Annotated in this window: 18 protein-coding genes and 1 pseudogene; 9 read left to right on the top strand and 10 right to left on the bottom strand. The window is 39.0% G+C overall.

Translation table 11 applies throughout. The features are described 5' to 3' along the window. Positions 1-61 precede the first annotated feature (61 nt). The gene (locus N0B48_RS01570; RefSeq protein ID WP_090026747.1) at positions 62-424 is read right to left on the bottom strand and encodes a hypothetical protein; all 363 of its coding nucleotides are present in this window, start codon (positions 422-424) and stop codon (positions 62-64) included. 234 nt (positions 425-658) lie between these two features. Here N0B48_RS01570 and N0B48_RS01565 point away from each other — a divergent pair, with 234 nt between their 5' ends. Further along, entirely contained in the window at positions 659-1,915 is a 1,257-nt protein-coding gene (locus tag N0B48_RS01565; protein ID WP_259836078.1) for a T9SS type A sorting domain-containing protein, read from the top strand. Positions 1,916-2,735: 820 nt separating this feature from the next. Here the strand turns inward: N0B48_RS01565 and acs are convergent. From acs to N0B48_RS01520, 9 genes and pseudogenes are all read right to left on the bottom strand, one after another. Further along, positions 2,736-4,649: pseudogene (acs, locus tag N0B48_RS01560) on the bottom strand (acetate--CoA ligase); the annotation flags it as partial. A 57-nt stretch (positions 4,650-4,706) separates the two neighbouring features. Continuing rightward, positions 4,707-6,593 carry an AMP-binding protein gene (locus N0B48_RS01555; RefSeq protein ID WP_259836072.1) on the bottom strand — a complete coding sequence of 629 codons (1,887 nt, stop codon included), beginning with the start codon at positions 6,591-6,593 and terminating at the stop codon, positions 4,707-4,709. A gap of 166 nt (positions 6,594-6,759) precedes the next feature. Next, positions 6,760-7,122, bottom strand: coding sequence for a response regulator transcription factor (locus N0B48_RS01550; RefSeq protein WP_259836069.1), 363 nt, complete (start codon positions 7,120-7,122; stop codon positions 6,760-6,762). A gap of 6 nt (positions 7,123-7,128) precedes the next feature. Further along, positions 7,129-9,834 carry an ATP-binding protein gene (locus N0B48_RS01545; protein WP_259837527.1) on the bottom strand — a complete coding sequence of 902 codons (2,706 nt, stop codon included), beginning with the start codon at positions 9,832-9,834 and terminating at the stop codon, positions 7,129-7,131. Next, a complete protein-coding gene (locus tag N0B48_RS01540) occupies positions 9,827-10,021 on the bottom strand; it encodes a hypothetical protein (RefSeq protein ID WP_034731116.1) in 195 nt (64 codons plus the stop codon). The genes N0B48_RS01545 and N0B48_RS01540 overlap by 8 nt, the downstream gene beginning before the upstream one ends. Positions 10,022-10,091: 70 nt before the next feature. Continuing rightward, complete coding sequence (locus N0B48_RS01535; protein WP_047455982.1) at positions 10,092-10,319, bottom strand: DUF6814 family protein; 228 nt, start codon at positions 10,317-10,319, stop codon at positions 10,092-10,094. Between the two features lie 43 nt (positions 10,320-10,362). Continuing rightward, positions 10,363-11,943 (bottom strand): MFS transporter, encoded by a 1,581-nt coding sequence (locus tag N0B48_RS01530; protein ID WP_259836067.1) that lies wholly within the window; start codon positions 11,941-11,943, stop codon positions 10,363-10,365. Positions 11,944-11,993: 50 nt separating this feature from the next. Then, the gene (locus tag N0B48_RS01525) at positions 11,994-13,373 is read right to left on the bottom strand and encodes a porin (RefSeq protein WP_259836066.1); all 1,380 of its coding nucleotides are present in this window, start codon (positions 13,371-13,373) and stop codon (positions 11,994-11,996) included. 326 nt (positions 13,374-13,699) lie between these two features. Then, on the bottom strand, positions 13,700-14,116 hold the full coding sequence (locus N0B48_RS01520) for a transposase-like zinc-binding domain-containing protein (protein WP_259836065.1): 417 nt from the start codon (positions 14,114-14,116) through the stop codon (positions 13,700-13,702). Between the two features lie 160 nt (positions 14,117-14,276). Here N0B48_RS01520 and N0B48_RS01515 point away from each other — a divergent pair, with 160 nt between their 5' ends. The 8 genes from N0B48_RS01515 (at position 14,277) to argH (ending at position 22,938) form a co-directional block, all read left to right on the top strand. Beyond that, entirely contained in the window at positions 14,277-14,882 is a 606-nt protein-coding gene (locus N0B48_RS01515) for a GNAT family N-acetyltransferase (protein WP_259836064.1), read from the top strand. Beyond that, on the top strand, positions 14,851-16,044 hold the full coding sequence (argG, locus tag N0B48_RS01510; protein ID WP_259836063.1) for an argininosuccinate synthase: 1,194 nt from the start codon (positions 14,851-14,853) through the stop codon (positions 16,042-16,044). The genes N0B48_RS01515 and argG overlap by 32 nt, the downstream gene beginning before the upstream one ends. Before the next feature lie 132 nt (positions 16,045-16,176). Continuing rightward, on the top strand, positions 16,177-17,139 hold the full coding sequence (gene argC / locus N0B48_RS01505) for an N-acetyl-gamma-glutamyl-phosphate reductase (RefSeq protein ID WP_259836062.1): 963 nt from the start codon (positions 16,177-16,179) through the stop codon (positions 17,137-17,139). Positions 17,140-17,239: 100 nt separating this feature from the next. Continuing rightward, on the top strand, positions 17,240-18,379 hold the full coding sequence (locus tag N0B48_RS01500; RefSeq protein WP_259836061.1) for an aspartate aminotransferase family protein: 1,140 nt from the start codon (positions 17,240-17,242) through the stop codon (positions 18,377-18,379). A 47-nt stretch (positions 18,380-18,426) separates the two neighbouring features. Further along, positions 18,427-19,383, top strand: a complete 957-nt coding sequence (locus tag N0B48_RS01495; protein WP_259836060.1) for a Rossmann-fold NAD(P)-binding domain-containing protein — start codon at positions 18,427-18,429, stop codon at positions 19,381-19,383. 129 nt (positions 19,384-19,512) lie between these two features. Next, complete coding sequence (gene argB / locus N0B48_RS01490; RefSeq protein ID WP_259836058.1) at positions 19,513-20,307, top strand: acetylglutamate kinase; 795 nt, start codon at positions 19,513-19,515, stop codon at positions 20,305-20,307. Further along, the gene (locus tag N0B48_RS01485; protein ID WP_259836056.1) at positions 20,282-21,364 is read left to right on the top strand and encodes a M20 family metallo-hydrolase; all 1,083 of its coding nucleotides are present in this window, start codon (positions 20,282-20,284) and stop codon (positions 21,362-21,364) included. Before argB ends, N0B48_RS01485 begins: the two co-directional genes overlap by 26 nt. 269 nt (positions 21,365-21,633) lie before the next feature. Next, positions 21,634-22,938: an argininosuccinate lyase gene (gene argH / locus N0B48_RS01480; RefSeq protein ID WP_259836055.1), complete on the top strand. Its 1,305-nt coding sequence runs from the start codon at positions 21,634-21,636 to the stop codon at positions 22,936-22,938. Positions 22,939-23,017 lie beyond the last annotated feature (79 nt).

Below are 23,017 nucleotides of genomic sequence, written 5' to 3'. Positions count from 1 at the left end.
ACGCATAAAAAATCCGCAGAACGCTCCGCGGATTTCCGGTTATTAGATTTTATGTTTTTTGTCAGAATTTCACTTCTGAATCCATGCCGCTGCTTGATGCCTTTATTTTCACATCAGGGCTGTTATGGATGTCGGCTCTGTTTCTGGCATCGATAAATCTTTTGAGATTATCGTAATTCGCCTGCCCAATACCCATATTCTCGAATAAATAGGTCTTCAGTACTGAATTTTGGCTAAAAATATTCCGGGCGCCATCAGTTTGGTTATTATCTTTTACCGCAACACTCGCCAGGTACTGAGAGGTTTCAGAGCCATTAAGATATACTATGTAATCTGAATTTTCAAATCCTGAATTTTCCAGATCGGCTTCAAGCTTTTTGTAATCGCTGTGGTGTGCAAATAATCCAGCTAATATATTTGACATAAGCAATAGTTTTTAAATTGTACTTAAAGATAATAAATATTTTCTAATATAACTAATATAAATTTAATAAAACTTGGCATTTATTATTTTATCTATAATATAATGTTAAAATGTTTAGGAATGTCTATTGAACACGTGTTTGGTTTTTAATGAAGTTTAAATTTTACATGCTTAAAAGTATTGTACACTTGTTTTAAATAATTCAAATTTGTTTTTTGTAAAAATTAATCTACCATGAGAAAAATTTTATTTATTTTTTCCTTATTGTCTTCATTGATGCACGCGCAGTACAGCTGGACTGCTTTTTCCTATCCGCCTTCTAACGGAACCGGAAGATATGATGATGTATTTTTTCTGAATGAGAACCTGGGTTGGGCTGTACGCGGAGGAAGTGGAGCTGTTTTTAAAACGACAAATGGAGGCGATACCTGGGTACAAAAGACGGTAAATGGACCTGCTAATCAGTATTACCGGAATATAGAATTCCTTGACGAAAATGTTGGGTTTCTGGGAACTTTGAATAACAGTTTCTATAAAACCATTGATGGTGGAGATTCATGGCAGAAAGTAAACAGTATTTCACCTTATCCTGCTGCCATCTGCGGTTTGGACTGTGTAGGAACTTCCACTGTTTATGGCTGTGGTGCATGGTTTTCTCCTGCCTATATTATAAAATCTACAGACAGTGGCAATACATGGGAGTATATTGATATGTCTGCCTATGCCAATGCCTTGGTGGAAATTACTTTCATTAACGAAAATGTAGGTTTTGTTTCAGGAAGTGACAATGATGGAGCTGTGATTCTTAAAACGCTGGATGGCGGGGCAAGCTGGACAAAGATTTATAACAGCAATATCGCTAGTGAATTTGTCTGGAAAATGCAGCTTCTGGATCATAATAAAATTTTCTGTGCTATTGAATCTGAAGCCACAAACGCAGGGAAGCTTCTTAAATCGGTGAACGGAGGGTTTACGTGGGAAACAAAGGATTTTCCGGATCCTTACGTACAGGCTGTTGGTTTTATATCGGAAACCCATGGCTGGATGGGCGGTCACAGTACCGGATTTTATGAAACGTTAGACGGTGGAAATACCTGGACCAATACCGGAGTAGGCGGCTCTTTGAACAGAATCTTTTTTGTCAACAATAATCTTGCTTTTGCTGCCGGATCCAATATTTATAAGATGACGAGAGGGAGTTTGGATGTTAAAGAAAACCCTGGTGAAAATCAGGAAAGAAAACTGAAAGTAGAAGTCGCTCCGAATCCTGTAAAAGATAAGCTGAACCTCCATGTTTATTATGTACATACCGATCATATTGTTGTGGGATTGTACGAAGCTTCCGGAAAGTTCATTAAAAATATTCTGAAAGATGATATCAGCGCTAAAGGATTGAAAAAATATTCTTTGGATTTCAATTATCCAAAAGGGAATTATCTTCTTGATGTGCACTCTAATCTGGGAAGGCAGTCGATTAAAATAATAAAGTAAGAAGTGAGTAAGGAAGCTGGAAGCTTGAAGAGGGAAGTTGTTGAAGTCCAAAGACACAACTACAAAACTACTTCATTAAATTTTACAATATCTTAAATTAACCTGAGTTCGGGATGAGACATTTGTTTTATAATGATCTCGGGATGTTTAAAGTATGCATCTTAGCACCTCTTTTGCGTTTAAAACAATCTAGCTTTAATGAGGAAATAATAAAATGTTTTTTGGCATACGCAAAGGACGCAAAGCTTGATCAAAAATGAGAATATTTAAAGGCGCGAGAAAATCAAAGATTTTCAGCAAGGAGAATGGGTTAGATTGCTTCGTCGTTGTGCTCCTCGTAATGACGGCGGTATTCAATTTTATCGCAGATAAAATCCTGGCACCTTAAAGCATAGTCCTTATATATTATTTCTTTGCGGCTTTGCGGAAAATCAACACAGTATTCAGTGTTTCGGGATGCGGGTTTTGTGGTTTAAACCGGGAACTGTCTTTTACATCTATATACCGGATCAATTTCAAAATTTGGGGATGAGATAATTTTTTTTAACGCAAAGGTTTACAAGAATTATGTGTAGTTTAAAGGTTGCATAGACGGAATCGATCTCTGACCGATTCGATTAAGCGGATGTTTTATACCGGTGGCTTCATCAGTGACGCAGTCACAGTCTTTGCCTTCCTCAAAACTGAACATTAACAAGATGAAGCTTTGCGTTAAAAAAACTTGATCAATCTTAATTTTCTTAATCCGGACTCAGATTAAAAATAATAAATGCGCAGAGGTTTTCTGCGCATTTACTTTATGGTGTTTAGATCAATTTACTTAACTGATACTTTCATTTTTGATTTCTTCCACAATTTCCGGATTCAACAGCGTAGAAATATCTCCGAAATTACTGAAATCTCCTTCCGCAATTTTTCTAAGGATTCTACGCATAATTTTCCCTGAACGTGTTTTCGGAAGCCCTGAAACAAACTGGATCTTATCAAGTTTGGCAATAGGGCCTATCTGGTCTGAAATCAGCTGATTGATCTCCTTTTTAAGATTTTCCTTATCACGGCCTTCTCCGGTTTCTTTTAAGATCACAAAGCCATATAAAGCATTTCCTTTGATGTCATGAGGATAACCCACGATCGCAGATTCTGCAACGGCAGGATGCTCATTGATGCTGTCTTCGATAGGGGCGGTTCCCAGATTATGTCCGGAAACAATGATCACATCATCTACACGGCCTGTAATTCTGTAGTATCCGACTTCATCCCTCAATGCACCGTCACCCGTGAAATATTTCCCTGGGAACGCACTGAAATACGTTTCTTTATATCTTTGGTGGTCGCCCCAGATCGTTCTGGCGATTCCCGGCCATGGAAAGCGGATGCAGAGATTTCCGGTCACCTGATTTCCTGTAATTTCATTGCGTTTATCATCCATTAAGACAGGCTGGATTCCAGGAAGCGGAAGGGTAGCGTAAGTCGGTTTGGTTGGAGTAACGAATGGAAGCGGGGAGATCATGATGCCTCCTGTTTCCGTCTGCCACCAGGTATCAACCACCGGACATTTTTTCTTTCCGACATGGTCGTTGAACCAGTGCCATGCTTCTTCGTTGATGGGTTCACCTACGGAACCGATTACCTTCAGCGTGCTCAGGTCATGTTTGTCTACCCATTCCGTACTTTCTTTAGCTAATGAACGGATGGCGGTAGGAGCGGTATAGAATTGAGTGATCTTATGTTTTTCTATGACTTCCCAAAAACGGTCCGGTTCAGGATACGTAGGTACACCTTCGAAAATAACGGTGGTTGCCCCGTTAAGGAGCGGTCCGTATAAAATGTACGAGTGTCCTGTGATCCATCCGATATCTGCGGTACACCAGTAAATATCGTTTTCTTTATAATTGAATACATTTTTAAACGTGTAGGCAGTATACACCATATAGCCGGCGGAGGTGTGAAGCATTCCTTTTGGTTTTCCGGTAGAACCTGAAGTATACAGGATGAAAAGAGGATCTTCTGCATCCATGATAACGGTCACGAAATCAGCGGAGGCTTTTTCATAAAGATCAGCCATCCAGTGGTCTCTGCCTTCTTTCATTTTGATCTCGTTGTGTGTTCTTTTCACTACCAGAACGGAGTCTACACTGGGTGTTTTTTCCAATGCTTCATCTACGATCGTTTTCAGATCCAGTACTTTGTTTCCTCTGTAGCTTCCATCTGATGTGATGATCATTTTGGCATTACAGTCGTTGACTCTTGAAGCTACGGCAGAAGCGGAAAATCCTGCAAAGATCACAGAATGTACGGCTCCCAGTTTGGCGCAGGCCAGCATGGTAACAGCCAGTTCGGGGATCATCGGAAGGTAGATACAGACTCTGTCGCCTTTTTCAATGCCCATTTCACGTAAAACATTGGCCGTTTTATTGACGCGGTTGTACAGTTCATTGTAGGAAATATGCTGTGCTTGCTCTTTCGGGTCGTTGGGTTCCCAGATGATCGCTGTTTTTTCACCTCTTACCGCAAGATGTCTGTCTATGCAGTTTTTGGTGATATTTAATTTAGCATTCTTAAACCATGTGATTTTGGCTTCATTCATATCATACTTAACCACCTTGCTCCATCTTTGGTACCACACAAAATTTTGATCGGCTATTTTATCCCAGAATTTCTTAGGATTTTTAATAGATTTTTTATACTCTTCAAAATAATGTGGCAGATCTTCAATTAAGTAATTTCTCATATCCCTTCTTTTTTTGAAATTTGAATTTTATTAATATTAAATATATGTTTAATTTATCGCTTAAGCCCTATAATCATTGATTTTTTCCTGAATTTCCTCAATGATTTTTTCATCATCAATGGTTGATGGAATCTGAAAATATTTTTCATCCAGCAGCGTTCTTATCAGTTTCCTTAAGATCTTTCCGGAACGGGTTTTCGGTAAGCGTTTGACAACCATAGCGTTTTTTAAAAAAGCCACAGCGCCAATCTTTTCACGAACCATTCTGATGATATCTTTTTCTATTTCTTCTTCAGAGATGATGGTCCCGTTTTTCAAAACAACCGCAGCAAAAGGAACCTGTCCTCTCAATTCATCATCAATCCCTACGACAGCACATTCTGCAACATCGGGATGTGATGAAACAATTTCCTCCATTTCTGAGGTGGAAAGTCGGTGTCCGGCTACATTGATCACATCATCCACTCTTCCGGTAATGAAAATATAGCCGTCTTCATCCCGAATAGCGCCGTCTCCTGAGAAATAATACCCTTTGTACTGCGATAGATAGCTGCTCTGAAAACGCTCATTGTCATTCCAGATGCCTAAAAGTGCTCCTGGAGGAAGAGGAAGTTTGATGATTAAATAACCTTCCTGATGAGCGTCGAGTTCATATCCATTTTCATCAAAGATCTTGATATCATATCCCGGAATAGGTTTTCCGGCGGAAGCTCTTTTAATTTTATATTGATCATCGAAAGTCATTAATCCCAGCATAGGCCATCCGGATTCTGTCTGCCACCAATGATCGATAGCGGGAACTCCAATATGTTCTGCAAACCAGTCCAAAGTCGCTACATCACATCTTTCTCCGGCCAGAAACTGTTTTTTGAAATGAGACAGATCGTATTTTTTAACCAGTTCACCGTTCGGGTCTTCTTTTTTGATGGCTCTGATGGCTGTCGGAGCTGTAAACATCGTAGAGACTTTGTATTCTGAAATAATCCGCCAGAACGTACCCGCATCAGGGGTCATAATAGGTTTTCCTTCAAAAATAATCGTTGTGTTTCTATTGATCAACGGTCCATAGACGCTAAAACTGTGGCCTACCGCCCAACCGAAATCCGAAGCTGCCCAATAGATTTCTCCGGGTTCAACTCCGTAAATGTATTTCATGGAAAATTTGAGAGCTGTGGCGTAACCTCCGGTATCCCGTGCAATTCCTTTTGGTTTTCCGGTAGTTCCTGAGGTATAAAGCAAATATAGCGGATGCGTAGATTCCACGGAAACACAATCGACAGGCTCTGATTTTTGAACCAGTGCTTCATAATCAATCAGTCCTTCGAACATTTCATCCTGATTGTCTACCAGTTTTCTGTTGTAAACTATGATATTGTCGACTTTATCCTGCGCCAGTTCAATCGCTTTTTCAACAAGTGGCAAGTAAGGAATCCTTCTGGCTATTTCTACACCGGCTGTAGCGGTGATCAATGCTTTTGGTTTACAGTCATCAATTCTTACGACCAGTTCATTCGGGGCAAAACCTCCAAAAACCACATTGTGAATAACCCCAATTCTTGCGCAAGCCAGCATCGCAAAAAGAGCCTGCGGGATCATAGGCATGTAAATAACCGCTGTATCTCCTTTTTGCAGACTTAATGACACCAGCCCTCCTGCCAATTTTGATATTTCTTCTTTGGCCTGATTAAACGTATAGGTTTTCTTCTGATCTGTAACCGGAGAATCATAGACAATGGCAATCTGATCCCCAAAACCATCTTCAATGTGTTGATCAATGCATAGATAACACATATTGAGTTTTCCGTCCGCATACCACTGCGGATAATCATTTTTATCTTTAGAAAGAATCTGTTCCGGAAACTCAAACCATTGGATTTCTTTGGCCTGTTCTTTCCAGAAATTTTCTTTGTCTTCTATGCTTTGTTTAAACAGAGTATCTGCGTCCATATTAATTTTTGTGTTTCATGTTTTTGTTAATGCGAATAGACGAAGGTCAGCGTTTTGTTTTCAATCTACTGTCTGATATTTCAGCTGTAAGCCTAAATTTTCTATCCTTGGCAAGGATATCTCAAGTCTCACATCTCGTGTCTGAAATCTGGAATCTGAAATCTCCCTACCCAAACATCTCCTCAATCTGCTGCATCAGCTTCTTAATGGAATAGGGCTTCGTTACATACGCATCAGCGCCCATTTTCAAACCTTTTTCAATATCTTTCGGATTGTTTTTTGCGCTCAGAAAAATGACTTTTGTGTCATTCATTCTTTCATCTTTTTTGATAGCTTCCAAGGCGCTGTATCCGTCCAGATTGGGCATCATGATGTCCAGCAGGATGACGTCAGGAACCATGGTTGTAAGGAAGTCCAGAACTTCTGTTCCGTCTCTTGCGATATAAACGTCGTAGCCGTTTTTCTTAAAGCTGTATTCCAGCGACATTAATATTTTGTGTTCGTCATCGGCAATAATGATCTTTCTCATAGATGGTTATTGGTTTTGTTCAACTTCATTTATAATCTCTTGTAGTATGTTGTAAGGAATGCGTATCGTAAAAGTTACGCCCAGACCGCTGTTTTCTGCTCGTATGGTTCCGCTGTGAGCCTGAACAATTTTTTTTGAAATAGCCAGTCCGAGTCCGCTTCCTGTAGGTTTTAAAATATTCTGGTTTTTTGACTGATAAAATTTATCAAAGATCATCTCCAGATCTTCTTCCGGGATATGTCTTCCGGTGTTAAAAATACTGATGATCAGATAATCTTCTTTTTCAGACAGTTTGGTTTGTATAGTTCCCTGTTCATCGGTGAATTTTAAAGCATTTCCGAGGATATTCTGGAAAAGCTGAATCATTCTCGCCTCGTCATGTTCAAATGTAGGATGATTCAGGAGATTCACTTCACTTAAATGAATGTTTTTCTGCTGTATCAGATGGAGTAGAGGATTTAACGCTTTCTTGTAGGTTTCAAGAATATTATTTTCTTTGATGTTCAGAGCAATTTCGCCGTGCTCCAGTTTGTCAAGGTAAAGAATATCGTTGATGATCTCGCTGAGTCTGTCAGATTCCGTGATGATGTTGTTTAAAAATTCCTGCTTGATATCCGTTGGAATATCGTCATCATCTGCCAGAATTTCTCCTGCAGAGCGAATGGCGGTGATTGGTGTTCTTAATTCGTGAGCAACAGAATCCAGGAAGTCGTCTTTCTGACGGTCTTTCACTATTAGGTTCTCATTGGCTGTTCTCAGATCATCAGAGAGTTTTTGTAATTCTTCAGACTGTTCCGTGAGCTTTTTATTGAGTGTAATATTTTCTTTAGATTCCTCTAAAATATTTAAAACTTCCCTTAAAGATATTTTATCCTCTTTGGTCACACCTTCGATCAGAATTTTTGCAGATGCAGTCCCGATCCTGCCAGCAAGAAGGTTTTCAGAGAATTTGATAAACCTTGAATCTGCGGTTTCCGTTTTAGAATCAATATTATATTTTAAATTGAAGATCCTTAAGGCCTGTTCTGTTTTATTCTTGCCTAAAAATCTTTCCAGAATATTCCTGATATCTGATACGTAAGCGGTTCCGCGCCAGACAAAAGCATTCTCATGATTTAAAATATGCTTATCAATATCTACATATAATTCTGCGAAATTTCTTTCCCGGTAGTTTCCTTTAACGCTTACCGAAATAATGGTAAATAAAGCTGTGTTGGTAAAAATTGACCAGAAAAAGATCTCCGGAATTCGGCTTAAAAAAGAAATATTGAAAAATCCGAAAGCATCATACGTTTCCCGGATAACGCCTTTCAGTTCCTGATTATATGAGAAATAATACTGCGGAATAATCAATCCGAAATAACAGATAGCCAAACCTGCAAGAAGCCCTGCTACAGCACCTTTATAGCTTCCTCTTCTCCAGAATATCGCTCCGAAAAAAGACGGTGCCAGCTGTGCGATGACAACAAATGAGATAAGTCCTACGGAATCCAGCGATGTTTTCAGGATGAAATATTTATAGAAAACAAAAGCCATGATAATTAAAGCAAAAATGCTGAATTTCCGGATGTTTGTGATGTTCCTTGTATTTCGAACCTCGTTGTCTGATTTGAATTTCCCCAACAAACCGTAAGGGATGATGAGGTTATTGGAAAGCATAATGGAAAGCGTGATGGCTGAAATAATGATCATCGAAATGCATGAACTTAATCCACCCAAAAATACAAAAACTGTAATTAAAGTATTGTCAAAATATTGGGGAATTAGAATAGAATAAAACTCCGGATTTACTTTTTCTCCGTCAAAAATAAGTCTGCCTCCCCACGCAATCGGGAAGATGAATATGGTGAAAATCAATAAGTACAAAGGAAAAAACCAGATCGCTGTTCTGATGTGTTTTTCCTGTCGGTTCTCAATAATTGCCGTGTGAAATTGTCTCGGCAGAATGCAGATAGCTGTAGCAGAAATCATACATAAAACCATCCAGTTCATAGCTCCCTCAATACCGTTGAATGTATTTTTTTCTTTAAAATCTTCAAACTTGCTGGCCTTTTCATAAATATCGGAAAAGCCGTCGAAGACGAAGTAAATCACAAAAATGCCTAAAATAATAATAAAGAAAAGCTTTAAGAAACTTTCCAGGGCAATGGCGGAAATAATGCCCAGACGTTTTTCTGAAGCATCCACATACCGCGTTCCGTAATAGGATGAGAATAAGGCGATTAAAACAACTACAAACGTTGCGTTGTCAGTCAATATATTGCTGGACATCGAAGTTTCAGTCACCAAATGGAAGGTTTCAGAAATTGCTTTGATCTGAAGTCCGATATAAGGAACGATGGCCAATAGACAGACAATTGTAATAATCGCACTGAAGCTTCTGCTGTTTCCGTATCGTAAAGAGATGAAATCGGCAAGACTGCTGATTTTGTTGATTCTGGAAATTCTTACAATCTTCGTGTTGATGTAGATCCAAGCGGGAATAATCATAATAGGCCCAATGTAAATCGGCAGGTAATTTAGTCCGCTGGTAGCGGCAACACCTATGCTTCCGTAGTACGTCCAGGCTGTGCAGTACACCGCCAGAGACAATGCGTAGATGTAAGGATTGTTGATCCACCGCTTGCTCTTCTTCTTCTCTGCCAGGTGGGCAACTAAGAACAAAAGGGCGAGATAGAGTAAAACAACAACAAATAACGCGAAACTACTCATCATACTTTTTTACGATTACAAAAGAAATAATGATAGAAATCATCCAGACCGCAAACAGATAGATTAGAATCATCGGGTAGCCAAAAACATCTTTCTCACTGTTGAAAAGCAGTGAAATAGGAATGCTGAAAGCCATCATCAGTCCGATGCTCAGGATAATCAGTTTTTGTTCGTGCCTTTTCTTCATAAATGATGATTGATAAAAGATAATTGATGAGTAAACTATCACCCATCAATTATCATTAATCTTTTATAAATTAAATCTTATCGTCTGAATATTCTCCTATCAGCGAATAGTATCCGAAAATAGCCAGTCCGCCCGAGATGATCGGCATCAGTACAAATAAGATGATGATCCCGAATACCAGATCTTCCTGCTTTCCGGAAGTGATCTTTGGAATTCCCAGAACCGTAGTTCCGAAATATCCCACCACCAGTGCCACTGCGATCCAGAGTATGCCTAATATTTTTTTTAGTCCGTTCATTTTAGTAGTTTTAAAATTAGTAAAAAATTAAGTGATTCGGTGTTTAATCATGAATATTATTATTCTTATTTTTAAGATAAAACAATCCGATGACTAAACAGACTGCGGCGACTCCAATCGGATACCAAAGCCCTTCCAGATACCATGTGGGATGTCCTGCATCTTTCCCCTGAGTCACCAGATAAGTGGCCACTGCCGGAAGAAGTCCTCCGAATACCCCGTTTCCGATATGATAAGGCAGAGACATTGAAGTGTAGCGAATCCTAACCGGGAACATTTCAACAAGGAAGGCTGCAATAGGACCATAAACCATAGTTACAAACAATACCTGAATGAAAACCAGAAATACCAGATACCATCTTGTATCAGTACTCAATGTAATCGATTTTGTGACTTTAGGGTCTTCCGCTTTTCCGTCTTTCATCACAGGACCGGCTGCAGACCAGTGTACGATGCTGTCTTTTTTAATGAAAGTTCCGTCTGTGTACGTCGTTTCTTTGTGAAATGTAATTAAACTGTCCGATGCAATGTCTTTGTGAATGGCAGCGGTTCTTGTCTCCTTGATCCCATCGTTTGCAACCGTTTTAGCTTCAATGTTGACACTTTTGTACATGCTGTCATAAATCGGTCTGTAGGCTAAAATCGCAATCAGCATACCGGTCATCATAATTGCTTTTCGTCCGATTTTATCTGAGAGCCAGCCAAAGAACACGAAGAATGGTGTTCCCATTAACAGGGCAGTAGCCATTAAGTAATCCACCTGCATTGAATCTATATTCATTACTTTCTGGAGGAAGCTCATGGCGTAGAATTGTCCGGTATACCAGATAACACCTTGACCCATGGCAGCACCGAATAGTGCCAGTAAAACAAATTTGAAATTGAATTTATTCCCGAAGCTTTCTTTTAATGGATTTTTAGAAGTTTTTCCTTCACTCTTAGCCTTTGCAAAAAGTGGAGATTCTTTCATGTTTTTTCTGATGAAATAAGAGACCCCCACCATTAAAATTGAAATCCAGAACGGAACTCTCCATCCCCAGGAATCAAATTCTGCTGCAGATAACGTATTTTTAGTAATTAAAATCACAATTAATGAAATGAAAAGTCCTGCAGTAGCTGTAGTCTGAATCCATGAAGTCCAGTAGCCTCTTCTGTGAGGTTGTGCATATTCTGCAACATAAGTTGCGGCACCTCCGTATTCTCCACCTAATGCCAAACCCTGTAAAAGTCTTAAGATTAAAACTAAAACTGGCGCCATGAAGCCTATTGTTTCGTATCCTGGAATACATCCGATCAGGAAAGTGGAAAATCCCATGATTAGCAATGTGACAAGGAAAGTGTATTTTCTTCCGATAATATCCCCTAATCTCCCGAAGAATAAAGCTCCGAAAGGCCTTACGACAAACCCAGCTGCAAAAGTCGCCAGAGTAGATAAAAATGCGGCAGTAGGATTATCAGCAGGGAAAAATTTGGTCGCTAAAACGATGGCTAAACTTCCAAAAATATAAAAGTCATACCATTCTATCAGAGTGCCGAGTGATGAGGCGGTGATCACGCTCCAGATGGTGCGATTTTTCTGCCGTTCGGTCATATTCTCGTAGTTTTCGTGGTGATTTTCGCTCATGTTGATTGATTTTGATGTTAATGGATTAAGATATTAAGTTCATCCTGAGTTTAAAGGTAAATTTGAAACTGTACAATGAATTCACCTTTTGAAGAAGGGCTTTCCGTAGGACTGGTATAAACCGGTCTTGTGGAATATTGCGTAGTAATCTTTGCGTGATGTCCGTCTATGAACCAGTTGGCGCCCACATCAAACTGTGAAGATGATTTGTCGAACGCTTCAAAACTTTTATGGGTATATGCCGCGAAAGGCTGTATTCTGATTTTCGGTTTTTCTGCCTGATTCGGAAGAAGTAAGCCCGCCTGAGCATATACTACATTCCCGGTTCCGATCATCGGTTGTAAATTTCCGGGACCTGCGATGGCTCTGTTTCCTACAAAATTAGGATCATTGGCTGCAATATTCATCGTTCCCAGATTTCTTATGTAGTTAGGACCGAAATTGTAGTTATAATATCCTGCATAGGCAGAAACGGCCATTTTATGCTTGGCATTTCCCAAAGGAATATCTGCAAAAGCATCCACGGCAACGAGCGTGATATCGTGTTTTTCAATATTGGAATTGATGGAAGTTCTCGTCCCGTCGGCCTGATGATAAAAACCGGCACCCACATTGAAAACTTTCTTTGTTCCTAAATACGAGCCCACCTTGAAAGGAAGTGTATTAGATTCTTCATCAAGGAACTGGTATTCAACATAACCCGCTTTTGAAAAGCTTGGGTTTCCATTGTTGTCCACAGCTGCAGCTCTTGAAGGATCTGTAACATTAACCGGGGCTAAATCTGTTGCAAATGGTTTATTTAAGCTGAAACGGTATTCCAGTTTTCCGTATTTTCCTTTCGCAAACATTCCGAGCTGTCTTGCAAATTGGTCTGAATTATCGATTAACGGCCATGAGAAGATAGGAGAGTCTACGGTAAGGAAGTTTAGTGTTGAAGCCATTGTCATTCGGGAAAGTCCCATGTAGTAATGAAGTCCGGCCCCTAAAGATAAACTGAATTTTCCTGCTTCTCCAGGTAAAATAACTGCGTATTCATTCCATGCATCATGAAAAAATAACTGTGGTTTCTTTCCGTTTCCGTAACCTCCTGTTCCTGTGGTGCCCGTAGCTCCACCATTGATGAAGGTCTGGTTATTGATCCCAAAGTGAGCCAGGATCATGTATCTTTTAGAGATTTGGGCATACATTAAAGCACGTAATCTTCGGTTGCCCAGACTCCAGGAATTGTCGGCAGCTTCTCCGCCCACCATACTTCCCGGGTTCATTTGGGTATTTCTGAGCCAGAACTGGTCCCATAAAATAAATCTGATGTACTTATCTCCTTCCTGATTGAGGTTTAATTTTAATCCGCCTCCGTAATCAGGAGAACCCTGTGAATATAAAGAACTGCTTATTAAGGCTAATCCAATAAATGCAAGTAATTTCTTCATAAATTATCAATTTTTGGCGTTGTTTTTTGTGAAAGCCAAATTGTAATTAATAATTTATTTATAAAAATTTAATATATATTAGTGGTAATGGTATAGTTTTATTGTAACCGACTGGTTTTTAGTTACGAGTTACGAGTTACGGATTTCGGGTTTTTGGTTGGAGAGTTTGAGATTTCGAGAGTCTGAGTGTTGAAGAGTGAATGTGTCAGGAGAAAGTTGTGAGTTGAGTTTTGATTAATAAATGACAGATGTTTGGTGGCTGAGGCCCTCGAAGCCACCATTCCTATGTCTGAAATCTGAAATCTGATGTCTTACTTGAATCTTACCTACTTCTTAAATCTCTCCCACTTAATCAACATATACTTATCCGCAAACTGGGTAATGATAAGTCCCGAGTTTTTAATATTCTCTTCTTTGGCGATGTATTCAATTAATTCATTCTGTTTTAGGATTTTATAAACGGGATGGAATTCAGAATGGGGTGGTCTTGTGATATTGTATTTCTTGATCCAGGAACTGATGGTGACGTGAGAAACGCCGATAATCCGTTCTATTTCACGGAAACTTAAACCTTCAAGATAGAGCTGTAGCGCCTTGGTTACGTAATAGTCGTCAATCTGTTTTCCCATTTTTTTGACGGTGAAATAGTAGTTGCAGTCTTTGCAGAGAAAACGCTGTTTTTCGTTAATGATGCCGCTTTTTACAATTGTACTACCACTGCATTTTGGACACTTACTTTCCATAGCTATATGTTTTTAGCAAATATATAATAATTTAGCAAAATTATATTTTTCTGTAAAGATAAAATTACCTGTTTATTTCTTTAAATCAAAAAAAATATCTTTTTAATTTGGTTTTTAAAGTTATTATGCTTTAAATTTGCCAAAAAAATCAGATAAATAAATGGAAATAGAAATTTCCTCATGCGAACATCTCATGTATGTAAGTGAAATACAGCAGGAAATGTATGATTCAGCACAGCGCAGAGGAACGGGGATCGCAAAACGATCCATCGAATACTTAACGAAAAAGATTTCAGATGGTAACGCTGTGGTTGCTACTGAAAATGGTGAATGGGTAGGATTCTGTTACATTGAGACCTGGTCACACGGTCAGTTTGTAGCCAATTCGGGACTGATTGTATCTCCGAATTACAGGAACAGAGGAGTCGCCACTTTGATTAAGAATAGAGTTTTCCAATTATCTAGAGAAAAATATCCGAATGCGAAAGTGTTTGGTTTAACCACAGGACTTGCGGTCATGAAAATCAACAGTGATCTAGGCTATAAGCCGGTGATCTATTCTGAATTGACTCAGGATGAAGAGTTTTGGAGCGGGTGCAAGAACTGTGTGAACTATGAAATTTTAATGAAAAAGGAACGTAAAAACTGTCTGTGTACAGCGATGCTTTTCGTTCCTGAAAATAATAATAAAGTAAATGGTACTGTAATTCAGCAGTCCGAAATTGATGAGTACAATGGAGAAAAAGAAAGTCGTCTTAGCGTTTAGCGGAGGTTTGGATACCTCTTACTGTGCTAAATATCTTAGTGAAACACTGGGATATGAAGTGTATGCAGTGACTGTAAATACCGGAGGTTTTTCTAAGGAAGAAGAAAAAGAACTGGAGAAAAAAGCCTTCAATCTGGGGGTGAAAGAATACAGGTGCGTTGATGCTCAGGAGGATTATTATAATTCTTGCGTAAAGTATCTGATCTTCGGAAATGTGCTGAAAAATAATACTTATCCATTGTCTGTAAGTGCGGAACGTACGGTTCAGGCACAGGAAATTGCAAAATATGCCATTGAAACGGGTGCTGATGCTATTGCCCACGGAAGTACGGGAGCCGGAAATGATCAGGTCCGTTTCGATTTGATTTTCCAGGTGATGTGTCCGGAAATAGAGATCATCACGCCAATCCGTGATATGAACCTGTCCCGTGAAGAAGAAATTGAATTCCTGAAAGATCATGGGTACGAAATGGAGTTCCATAAAGCACAATATTCTGTGAATAAAGGTCTTTGGGGAACGTCGGTTGGAGGAAAAGAAACGTTGACATCACGAAATTCTCTTCCGGAAGAAGCTTTTCCATCTCAAATTAAAGAAACCCAGCCTTCAGAACTGGAAATTGAATTTAAAAACGGCGAGGTTGTAGCTGTCAATGGAGAAAATTTTGAACATTCAGTGAAGGCAATTCAAAAAATTGAAAAACTGGCTTCCGCTTATGGAATCGGACGTGATATTCATGTTGGAGATACCATTGTTGGAATCAAAGGAAGAGTAGGATTTGAGGCAGCGGCGGCATCAGTGATCATTAAAGCGCATCATTTGTTGGAGAAACATACGCTTTCAAAATATCAGCAGATGATGAAGTCTCAGCTTTCCGACTGGTATGGAAACTGGCTTCATGAAGCATTATTCCTGGATCCTGTGATGAGAAATATTGAATCTTTCTTAACGGATTCTCAGGAAACAGTGAGCGGGAAAGTATTTGTAACCCTTCATCCATACAGGTTTATTTTAAATGGAATTGAATCTAAGCACGATCTGATGTCTGATAAATTCGGAAGTTACGGTGAAGCCAACAGAGCCTGGACAGGAGAAGATGTAAAAGGATATACAAAAATTGTAAGCAATTCCTTAAATATCTACCACCAGATCAATTCAAAATAAAGAGCTCTGAATAAAGAGTTCCAACGGAACGATTTACCCCAGGATAGGACGCAGTCCTATCAATAAAAACGATTTACCCAAGGATAAGATAAAATCCTATCAATCATAATCAAATCATCATATCATTAAAATATGAAAAAAGTAGGAATTGTAGGCGCCAACGGCTACACAGGAAGCGAATTGGTCCGTGTGCTGGCTTTTCATCCCAATGTGTCATTGAGTTTTTTATATAGCCGTTCCAATTCGGGGACAAAAATTTCAGATTTGTACCCGGATTTAACGGCAGTTTGTGAGCAGGTTTTAACGGATCAACCGGAAGAGGTGGATATTTTATTTCTGTGTCTTCCTCATAAGGAGAGTGAGAACTGGCTTATTAAAAATCCAGTAAAAGATGAGACTTTAGTCATTGATCTTGGAAATGATTTCCGTTTGGACGGAAGTTTGGGAAACAGAAATTTTATCTACGGACTTCCTGAAATCAATAAAAAAAATCTGAAAGGTGCAAAAAGCATTGCCAATCCGGGATGTTTTGCAACAGCAATTCAATTGGCGCTTCTTCCGTTAGCGGAAAAAGGGTTGTTGAATGAAGTGTACACGACGGGAATTACAGGTTCTACAGGTGCGGGTCAGTCTTTGCAGGCAACGACACATTTCACCTGGAGGAACGATAATATTTCGGCATACAAAACGATGACCCATCAGCATGTGGAAGAGATTTTACAGCAGTTAGTTTCGTTTAATCATAAAGATATCAGTCTGAATTTTGTTCCATGGAGAGGAGATTTTGCAAGAGGAATTTTTACAAGTTCTACAGTGAAAACGGATTTAGTACTTTCAGATATCGTTCAGTTGTATCAGGATTTTTATGAAGGGGAGCCTTTTGTCAAGGTAAGTGAAAATGCAATTGATTTAAAGCAGGTTGTCAATACCAATCGCTGTGTGATTCATATAGAAAAGAGTGGGAATGTAGCAGTTATTCACTCAGCGATTGACAATTTGTTGAAAGGAGCGTCCGGACAGGCGGTACAAAATATGAATATAGCGATGGGTTGGGAAGAAAACCTCGGACTGAACCTAAAGCCGGTAGCATTTTAAAAAAGTGAATGGTCAATAAGTCAATAGTGAATTTTTAAACTCGAATCACGTAACCCGAACCTCGCAACAATCATTTATCAATTATTATTTATAACAAGACATGAATTTATTCAACGTATATCCATTATTCAACATAAATCCGGTAAAGGCCCAAGGTTCTTTCCTTTGGGACGATAAAGGCGAAAAATACCTTGATTTCTATGGCGGTCACGCAGTGATTTCCATCGGACACAATCATCCTCATTATCAAGCTCAATTGAAAGAGCAGCTGGAAAAAATATCTTTCTATTCAAACTCGGTTCAAAATGAATTGCAGATTGAACTGGCCGAAAAATTGGGCAAGCTTTCAGGTTATGAAGATTACAATCTTTTTCTGTGTAATTCAGGAGCTGAAGCAAATGAAAACGCATTGAAACTGGCCTCTTTCCATAATGGAAAAAGTAAAGTGCTTTATTTCTCGGGATCCTTCCACGGAAGAACTTCTGCGGCGGTTTCTGTGACAGATAATCCGAAAATTGTCGCCCCGGTTAATTTTTCTGAAAGATTTATTAAATCTGAGTGGAATGATATCAAACAGCTTGAAGAGATTTTTGAAGCTCAGGGAAGCGAAATTTCATCCGTTATCATTGAAGGAATTCAGGGTGTAGGCGGAATTATGATCCCGACAGCAGAGTTCTTATCCAAAATTAAAGAACTGTGTGAAAAATATGACGCAGCATTGATTCTGGATGAAGTCCAGTCAGGATATGGTAGAAGCGGATATTTCTTTGCCCATCAGGAATTTGGAATTGAACCGGATATGATCACGACAGCCAAAGGAATGGGAAATGGTTTCCCGATCGGAGGTGTTTTAATTCATCCAAAGTTTGAGGCAAGTAACGGTTTATTGGGAACGACTTTCGGGGGAAATCACTTAGCCTGTGCAGCAGCAATCGCTGTTCTGGATGTGATGAAGGAGGAAAATCTTATGGCCAATGCTCAGCAAATGGGTGACTATATTGAAAACGAAATTAAAGACTTTCCCCATATTAAATCCATTCGAAGGAAAGGTTTAATGATTGGAGCAGAGTTGGATCAGGACTGTTCTGAAGTGAGGAAAAGTCTATTGTACGATCATCACATTTTTACAGGAAATTCCAATGACAAAAGTGTATTGAGGATCCTTCCGGCTCTTAATATCGGCAAAGAAGAAACAGATCTTTTTGTCGTTGCTTTAAAAGTAGTTTTAGATAAGATTTAATCCATAAATGGGTTATGATTATCACAATTAATTAAAAAATTCATCAAATGAAAAAATTCACCTCTGTAAGCGACGTAAAAAACTTACAGGAAATCATAAAGAAAGCTTTACAAATCAAAGAAACCCCCAATTCCGAACCGGAAAAAGGAAAGGGAAAAACAATAGGCCTTGTGTTTTTAAATTCAAGTTTAAGAACCCGTTTAAGCAGCCAGATCGCCGCACAGAACTTAGGATTGAATGTCCTGACTTTAAACGCAGCCCAGGAAGCCTGGAATCTGGAATTTGCAGACGGAGCCATAATGAATGGCGATACCGTTGAACATATCAAAGATGCAATAGAAGTATTAAATCAATATTGTGACATCATTGCAGTGCGTTGTTTCGCGGGCATGAAATCTAAAGAAGACGATGTTAACGAAAGTATCCTGAGTCAGTTTGAGCAGCACGCCAAAGTACCTGTTATTTCTCTGGAATCCGCAACGCGACACCCGCTTCAAAGTCTGGCAGACTGCCTTACCATTACAGAAAACTGGAAGGAGGAACGCAAACCGAAAGTAGTTCTGACCTGGGCGCCACACATCAAGCCGATTGCTCAGGCCGTAGGAAATTCCTTTGCAGAATGGATGCAGGAAATGGACGTTGATTTCGTAATCGCCAATCCTGAGGGTTATGATCTGGATAAAAATTTCACAAAAGACATCAAAGTGATTCATAATCAGGATGAAGCTTTACAAGATGCCGATTTTGTCTATGTGAAAAACTGGTCGTCTTTCGATGACTATGCAGCCATGCCGGAAGTAAAAGAAAACTGGATGCTGACCGGAGAAAAACTGAAAAACACCAACGATGGTAAAGTAATGCACTGTCTTCCTGTCCGTCGTAATGTAGAATTAAGCGATGAGGTAATGGACGGAAAAAACTCCATCATTTATCAGCAGGCCAAAAACCGAATTTTCTCTGCACAAGCCGTATTCAGCGAAATTCTAGATGAAATAAACGCATAAAGAGTTCCAACAGAACGATTTAGCCAAGAATAGGATGCAATCCTGTCAAACTATCAATCAAACATAAATCCATAAAGAGTTCCAACGGAACGATTTAACCCAAGATAGGATGAAATCCTATCAATTAAAATGAAAGAAAAATTATACATCATAAAAATAGGAGGAGCTCTGATCGACGATCCGGATTTGCTGGACCAATTTTTAGAGCAGTTTTCTGAAATTAAGGAAAAGAAAATTTTGGTTCATGGAGGCGGAAAATTAGCAACTACGCTGGCGGATAAATTAGGCGTTGAACAAAAAATGATCAACGGGCGAAGAATCACGGATAAAGAAACATTGGATATTGTGGCGATGGTATATGCGGGAGGAATCAATAAAAATATTGTGGCAAAACTTCAGCAGAAAAAATGTAGGGCAATGGGTTTTTCCGGAGCTGATGCGAATTTGATTAAAGCCAAAAAAAGAGAGCATCCGGAAATAGATTTCGGATTTGTAGGAGATATTGAGAAGAAAAGCGTGAACAGGAAATTGATCTCAAAATTGATTAAACTTAAACTTGTACCGGTTTTTTCAGCCATTACCCATGACAAAAAAGGAAATCTTTTTAACACCAATGCAGACACGATTGCTTCGGTCATGGCTCAGGCTTTATCTTCAAAATATGATGTAGAATTGTTGTATTGTTTTGATAAAGAAGGGGTTTTGGAAGATATTGAAGATTCCGGATCTGTTATAAAAAAAATATCTGAAGAAGAGTTTTCTGTTTTAAAAAAAGAAGGAAAGCTGCATAAGGGAATTTTACCCAAACTTGAAAACGCTCTTGGAGCAGTAAAAAATAATGTAAACAAGGTATTCTTAATCAAAGAAACCCAATTAAAAAACCATATAGAAAATCATCATGGAGGAACTGAAATCTGTTTATAGTAAAGAAGAGCTACTGACTCAAGCAGTTGAATTGCTTAAAAAACTGATTGCCATTCCTTCATTCAGTAAGGATGAATACAATACATCCGTAGAAATTGAGAACTTTTTTAACAAGCATCATATTCCTGCGAAACGTTTTAAAAACAACATCTGGGCAGTCAATAAAAACTTTGATATATTGAAGCCGTCTATTTTACTGAACACCCATCATGATACAGTAAAACCGAATAAAGCCTACACACTAGATCCGTTTCTTCCGGTTGAGCAGGACGGAAAGCTGTACGGATTGGGAAGTAATGATGCCGGAGCTTCTCTGGTGTCTATGGCTCAGGTTTTTTTACATTTTTATGAGAAAGAAGATTTAAAATATAATTTAGTGATTGCGTTGACGGCAGAGGAGGAGATTTCAGGATTTGATGGAATTGAGGCCTTATTTCCACAGCTTCCGAACATCGGACTTGCCATTGTAGGAGAACCCACGCAGATGAATCTGGCGATCTCGGAAAAAGGACTTTTGGTGATAGACGGGGAAATGAAAGGAACTCCTTCTCACGCTGCTCATCCGAACGATGATAACTCCATTGTAAAATGTATGGAAGATATTCAGCGTATTCTGAATTACAGATTTCCGAAGGTTTCAGATTATTTAGGGGAAGTTAAAGTGACGCTGTCGGGAATTCATGCCGGTGTTCAGCATAATGTAGTTCCGGAAGTCTGTACATTCACTCTGGATGTAAGGGTTACCGATGAATATTCCAATCAGGAAGCTTTTGAAATCATTCAGTCGCAGATGAAATCTTCATTAACGGCCAGATCTTTCAGGTTAAATTCCTCAAAAATAGAAATGGATCACCCGTTTGTACAAGCAGGTCTGGAAATCGGAAGGACCACTTACGGTTCACCAACATCATCCGATCAAGCCATTATTCCATGCACATCCGTGAAAATAGGTCCCGGCGACAGTAGGCGCTCCCACACGGCAGATGAATACATCTATATCAAAGAGATCGAGGAAGGAATTGAGATCTATATCAGGATCTTAGAAAAAGTTTTATAGAGAGAAGTTAGAGGCTAGAAATTAGAAGTTAGATACCGGAAATTGATACATACACCGTAATACTAACATCTAATTTCTAACATCTAATATCTAAAAGAATAAATGTTTTAACCACGCTCAGCAGGCCAATCAAAGTTCAGTTTTTAATAAGGATTTATGCAAAAAGACAATTAAAAATGAAGACTTTTCAATGCGGAGATGTTTTTTTATAGTTAAAGAGGCTTTGCTGAGCAGGTTGAAACGAATTAAATATTGTAAAGAATATTATTATGAAAAAAATATGGCAAAAGGATGACCTGGCCACCAATATATTAGTCAACAAATTTACAGTCGGGAAAGATCTTGACTTTGACGAACGTTTAGCAAAATATGATGTTAAAGGTTCCATGGCGCACTGCCAGATGTTGGCAGAAACCGGAATTATCTCCGGTGAAGAATCAGAACAGATGCTTTTTGTTTTGACAGATATTTTAAAAGATATTGAGAACGGAAATTTTGAGATCGATAAAGAAGCGGAAGATATCCATTCTCAGATTGAAGCAATACTCATTGAAAAATTGGGTGATACCGGAAAGAAAATCCATACGGCAAGATCCCGTAATGATCAGGTTTTATTGGATATTAAACTTTATTTATTGGATGAGATCCGTGAGATTACAGCTTTGACTGATGAGTTTTTCCAGATTTTAATCCAACTGGCTGATCAGCACAAAAATAAATTGCTTCCGGGTTATACCCATCTTCAGATTGCCATGCCATCATCGTTTGGATTATGGTTTGGAGCCTATGCTGAAGCATTGTTAGATGATGTTGAACTGTTGTTTTCGGTGAAGAATATCATCAATAAGAATCCTTTGGGTTCAGCGGCAGGATATGGTTCTTCTTTCCCTATTGACAGAGAAAGCACGACCTATAACTTAGGTTTTCAGTCGATGAACTATAATTCTGTGTACGCGCAGATGACCCGTGGAAAATCAGAGAAAATGCTGTCTATGGCTATGGCTACTTTGGCGGGAACTCTTGGAAAGTTTGCCTACGATGTCTGCTTGTATTTAAGCCAGAACTTTGATTTTATCAGCTTTCCGAAAGAATTTACGACAGGAAGCAGTATTATGCCTCACAAAAAGAACCCGGATGTTTTCGAGCTGGTTCGTGCACGATGCAACAGAATTCAGTCCTTACCGAATGAGCTTATCTTATTGACCAATAATTTACCGTCAGGATACCACAGAGACGTACAGCTGACAAAAGAAATTCTTTTCCCGGCTATCGATTCGTTAAAGGAATGTCTGGAGATTTTAAGTTATACCCTTCCGAATATTCAGGTGAAAGACGGAATTCTGGAAGATGAGAAGTACAAGTATCTTTTCAGTGTAGAGAAGATCAATGAAGAAGTGAAAAAAGGAAGTTCATTCCGCGATGCTTATGTAAAAGTAGGGCAGGAGATTGAAAATAATGAATTTGAGTTTGAAGTTGGAAACCTTGACCACAGCCATCAGGGAAGTATAGGAAATCTATGTCTGGACAAAATAGAATATCAGTTTAATAAGCTGAAGAATAAATTATTGGGTTAGTACTATCTTGATGCTTCGTAAACTTCGTTTGTAAACCGATAGTTTATGCTCAGCATGACATCGCTACAAAATGACGTTT

It is taken from the genome of Chryseobacterium herbae, from assembly GCF_025154075.1.
Lineage (GTDB): Bacteria > Bacteroidota > Bacteroidia > Flavobacteriales > Weeksellaceae > Chryseobacterium > Chryseobacterium herbae.
Note: the sequence above shows the minus strand (reverse complement) of the source record. Positions and strands in the feature narration are given on the sequence as shown.

Coding starts and splice junctions, on each gene's coding strand:
- argH (WP_259836055.1), top strand. CDS start 21,634: ATGAAAAAAATATGGCAAAAGGATGACCTGGCCACCAATATATTAGTC.
- N0B48_RS01495 (WP_259836060.1), top strand. CDS start 18,427: ATGAAAAAATTCACCTCTGTAAGCGACGTAAAAAACTTACAGGAAATC.
- N0B48_RS01500 (WP_259836061.1), top strand. CDS start 17,240: ATGAATTTATTCAACGTATATCCATTATTCAACATAAATCCGGTAAAG.
- argG (WP_259836063.1), top strand. CDS start 14,851: ATGGAGAAAAAGAAAGTCGTCTTAGCGTTTAGCGGAGGTTTGGATACC.
- argC (WP_259836062.1), top strand. CDS start 16,177: ATGAAAAAAGTAGGAATTGTAGGCGCCAACGGCTACACAGGAAGCGAA.
- N0B48_RS01485 (WP_259836056.1), top strand. CDS start 20,282: ATGGAGGAACTGAAATCTGTTTATAGTAAAGAAGAGCTACTGACTCAA.
- N0B48_RS01545 (WP_259837527.1), bottom strand. CDS start 9,834: ATGAGTAGTTTCGCGTTATTTGTTGTTGTTTTACTCTATCTCGCCCTT.
- N0B48_RS01540 (WP_034731116.1), bottom strand. CDS start 10,021: ATGAAGAAAAGGCACGAACAAAAACTGATTATCCTGAGCATCGGACTG.
- N0B48_RS01570 (WP_090026747.1), bottom strand. CDS start 424: ATGTCAAATATATTAGCTGGATTATTTGCACACCACAGCGATTACAAA.
- N0B48_RS01525 (WP_259836066.1), bottom strand. CDS start 13,373: ATGAAGAAATTACTTGCATTTATTGGATTAGCCTTAATAAGCAGTTCT.
- N0B48_RS01520 (WP_259836065.1), bottom strand. CDS start 14,116: ATGGAAAGTAAGTGTCCAAAATGCAGTGGTAGTACAATTGTAAAAAGC.
- argB (WP_259836058.1), top strand. CDS start 19,513: ATGAAAGAAAAATTATACATCATAAAAATAGGAGGAGCTCTGATCGAC.
- N0B48_RS01535 (WP_047455982.1), bottom strand. CDS start 10,319: ATGAACGGACTAAAAAAAATATTAGGCATACTCTGGATCGCAGTGGCA.
- N0B48_RS01555 (WP_259836072.1), bottom strand. CDS start 6,593: ATGGACGCAGATACTCTGTTTAAACAAAGCATAGAAGACAAAGAAAAT.
- N0B48_RS01550 (WP_259836069.1), bottom strand. CDS start 7,122: ATGAGAAAGATCATTATTGCCGATGACGAACACAAAATATTAATGTCG.
- N0B48_RS01515 (WP_259836064.1), top strand. CDS start 14,277: ATGGAAATAGAAATTTCCTCATGCGAACATCTCATGTATGTAAGTGAA.
- N0B48_RS01565 (WP_259836078.1), top strand. CDS start 659: ATGAGAAAAATTTTATTTATTTTTTCCTTATTGTCTTCATTGATGCAC.
- N0B48_RS01530 (WP_259836067.1), bottom strand. CDS start 11,943: ATGAGCGAAAATCACCACGAAAACTACGAGAATATGACCGAACGGCAG.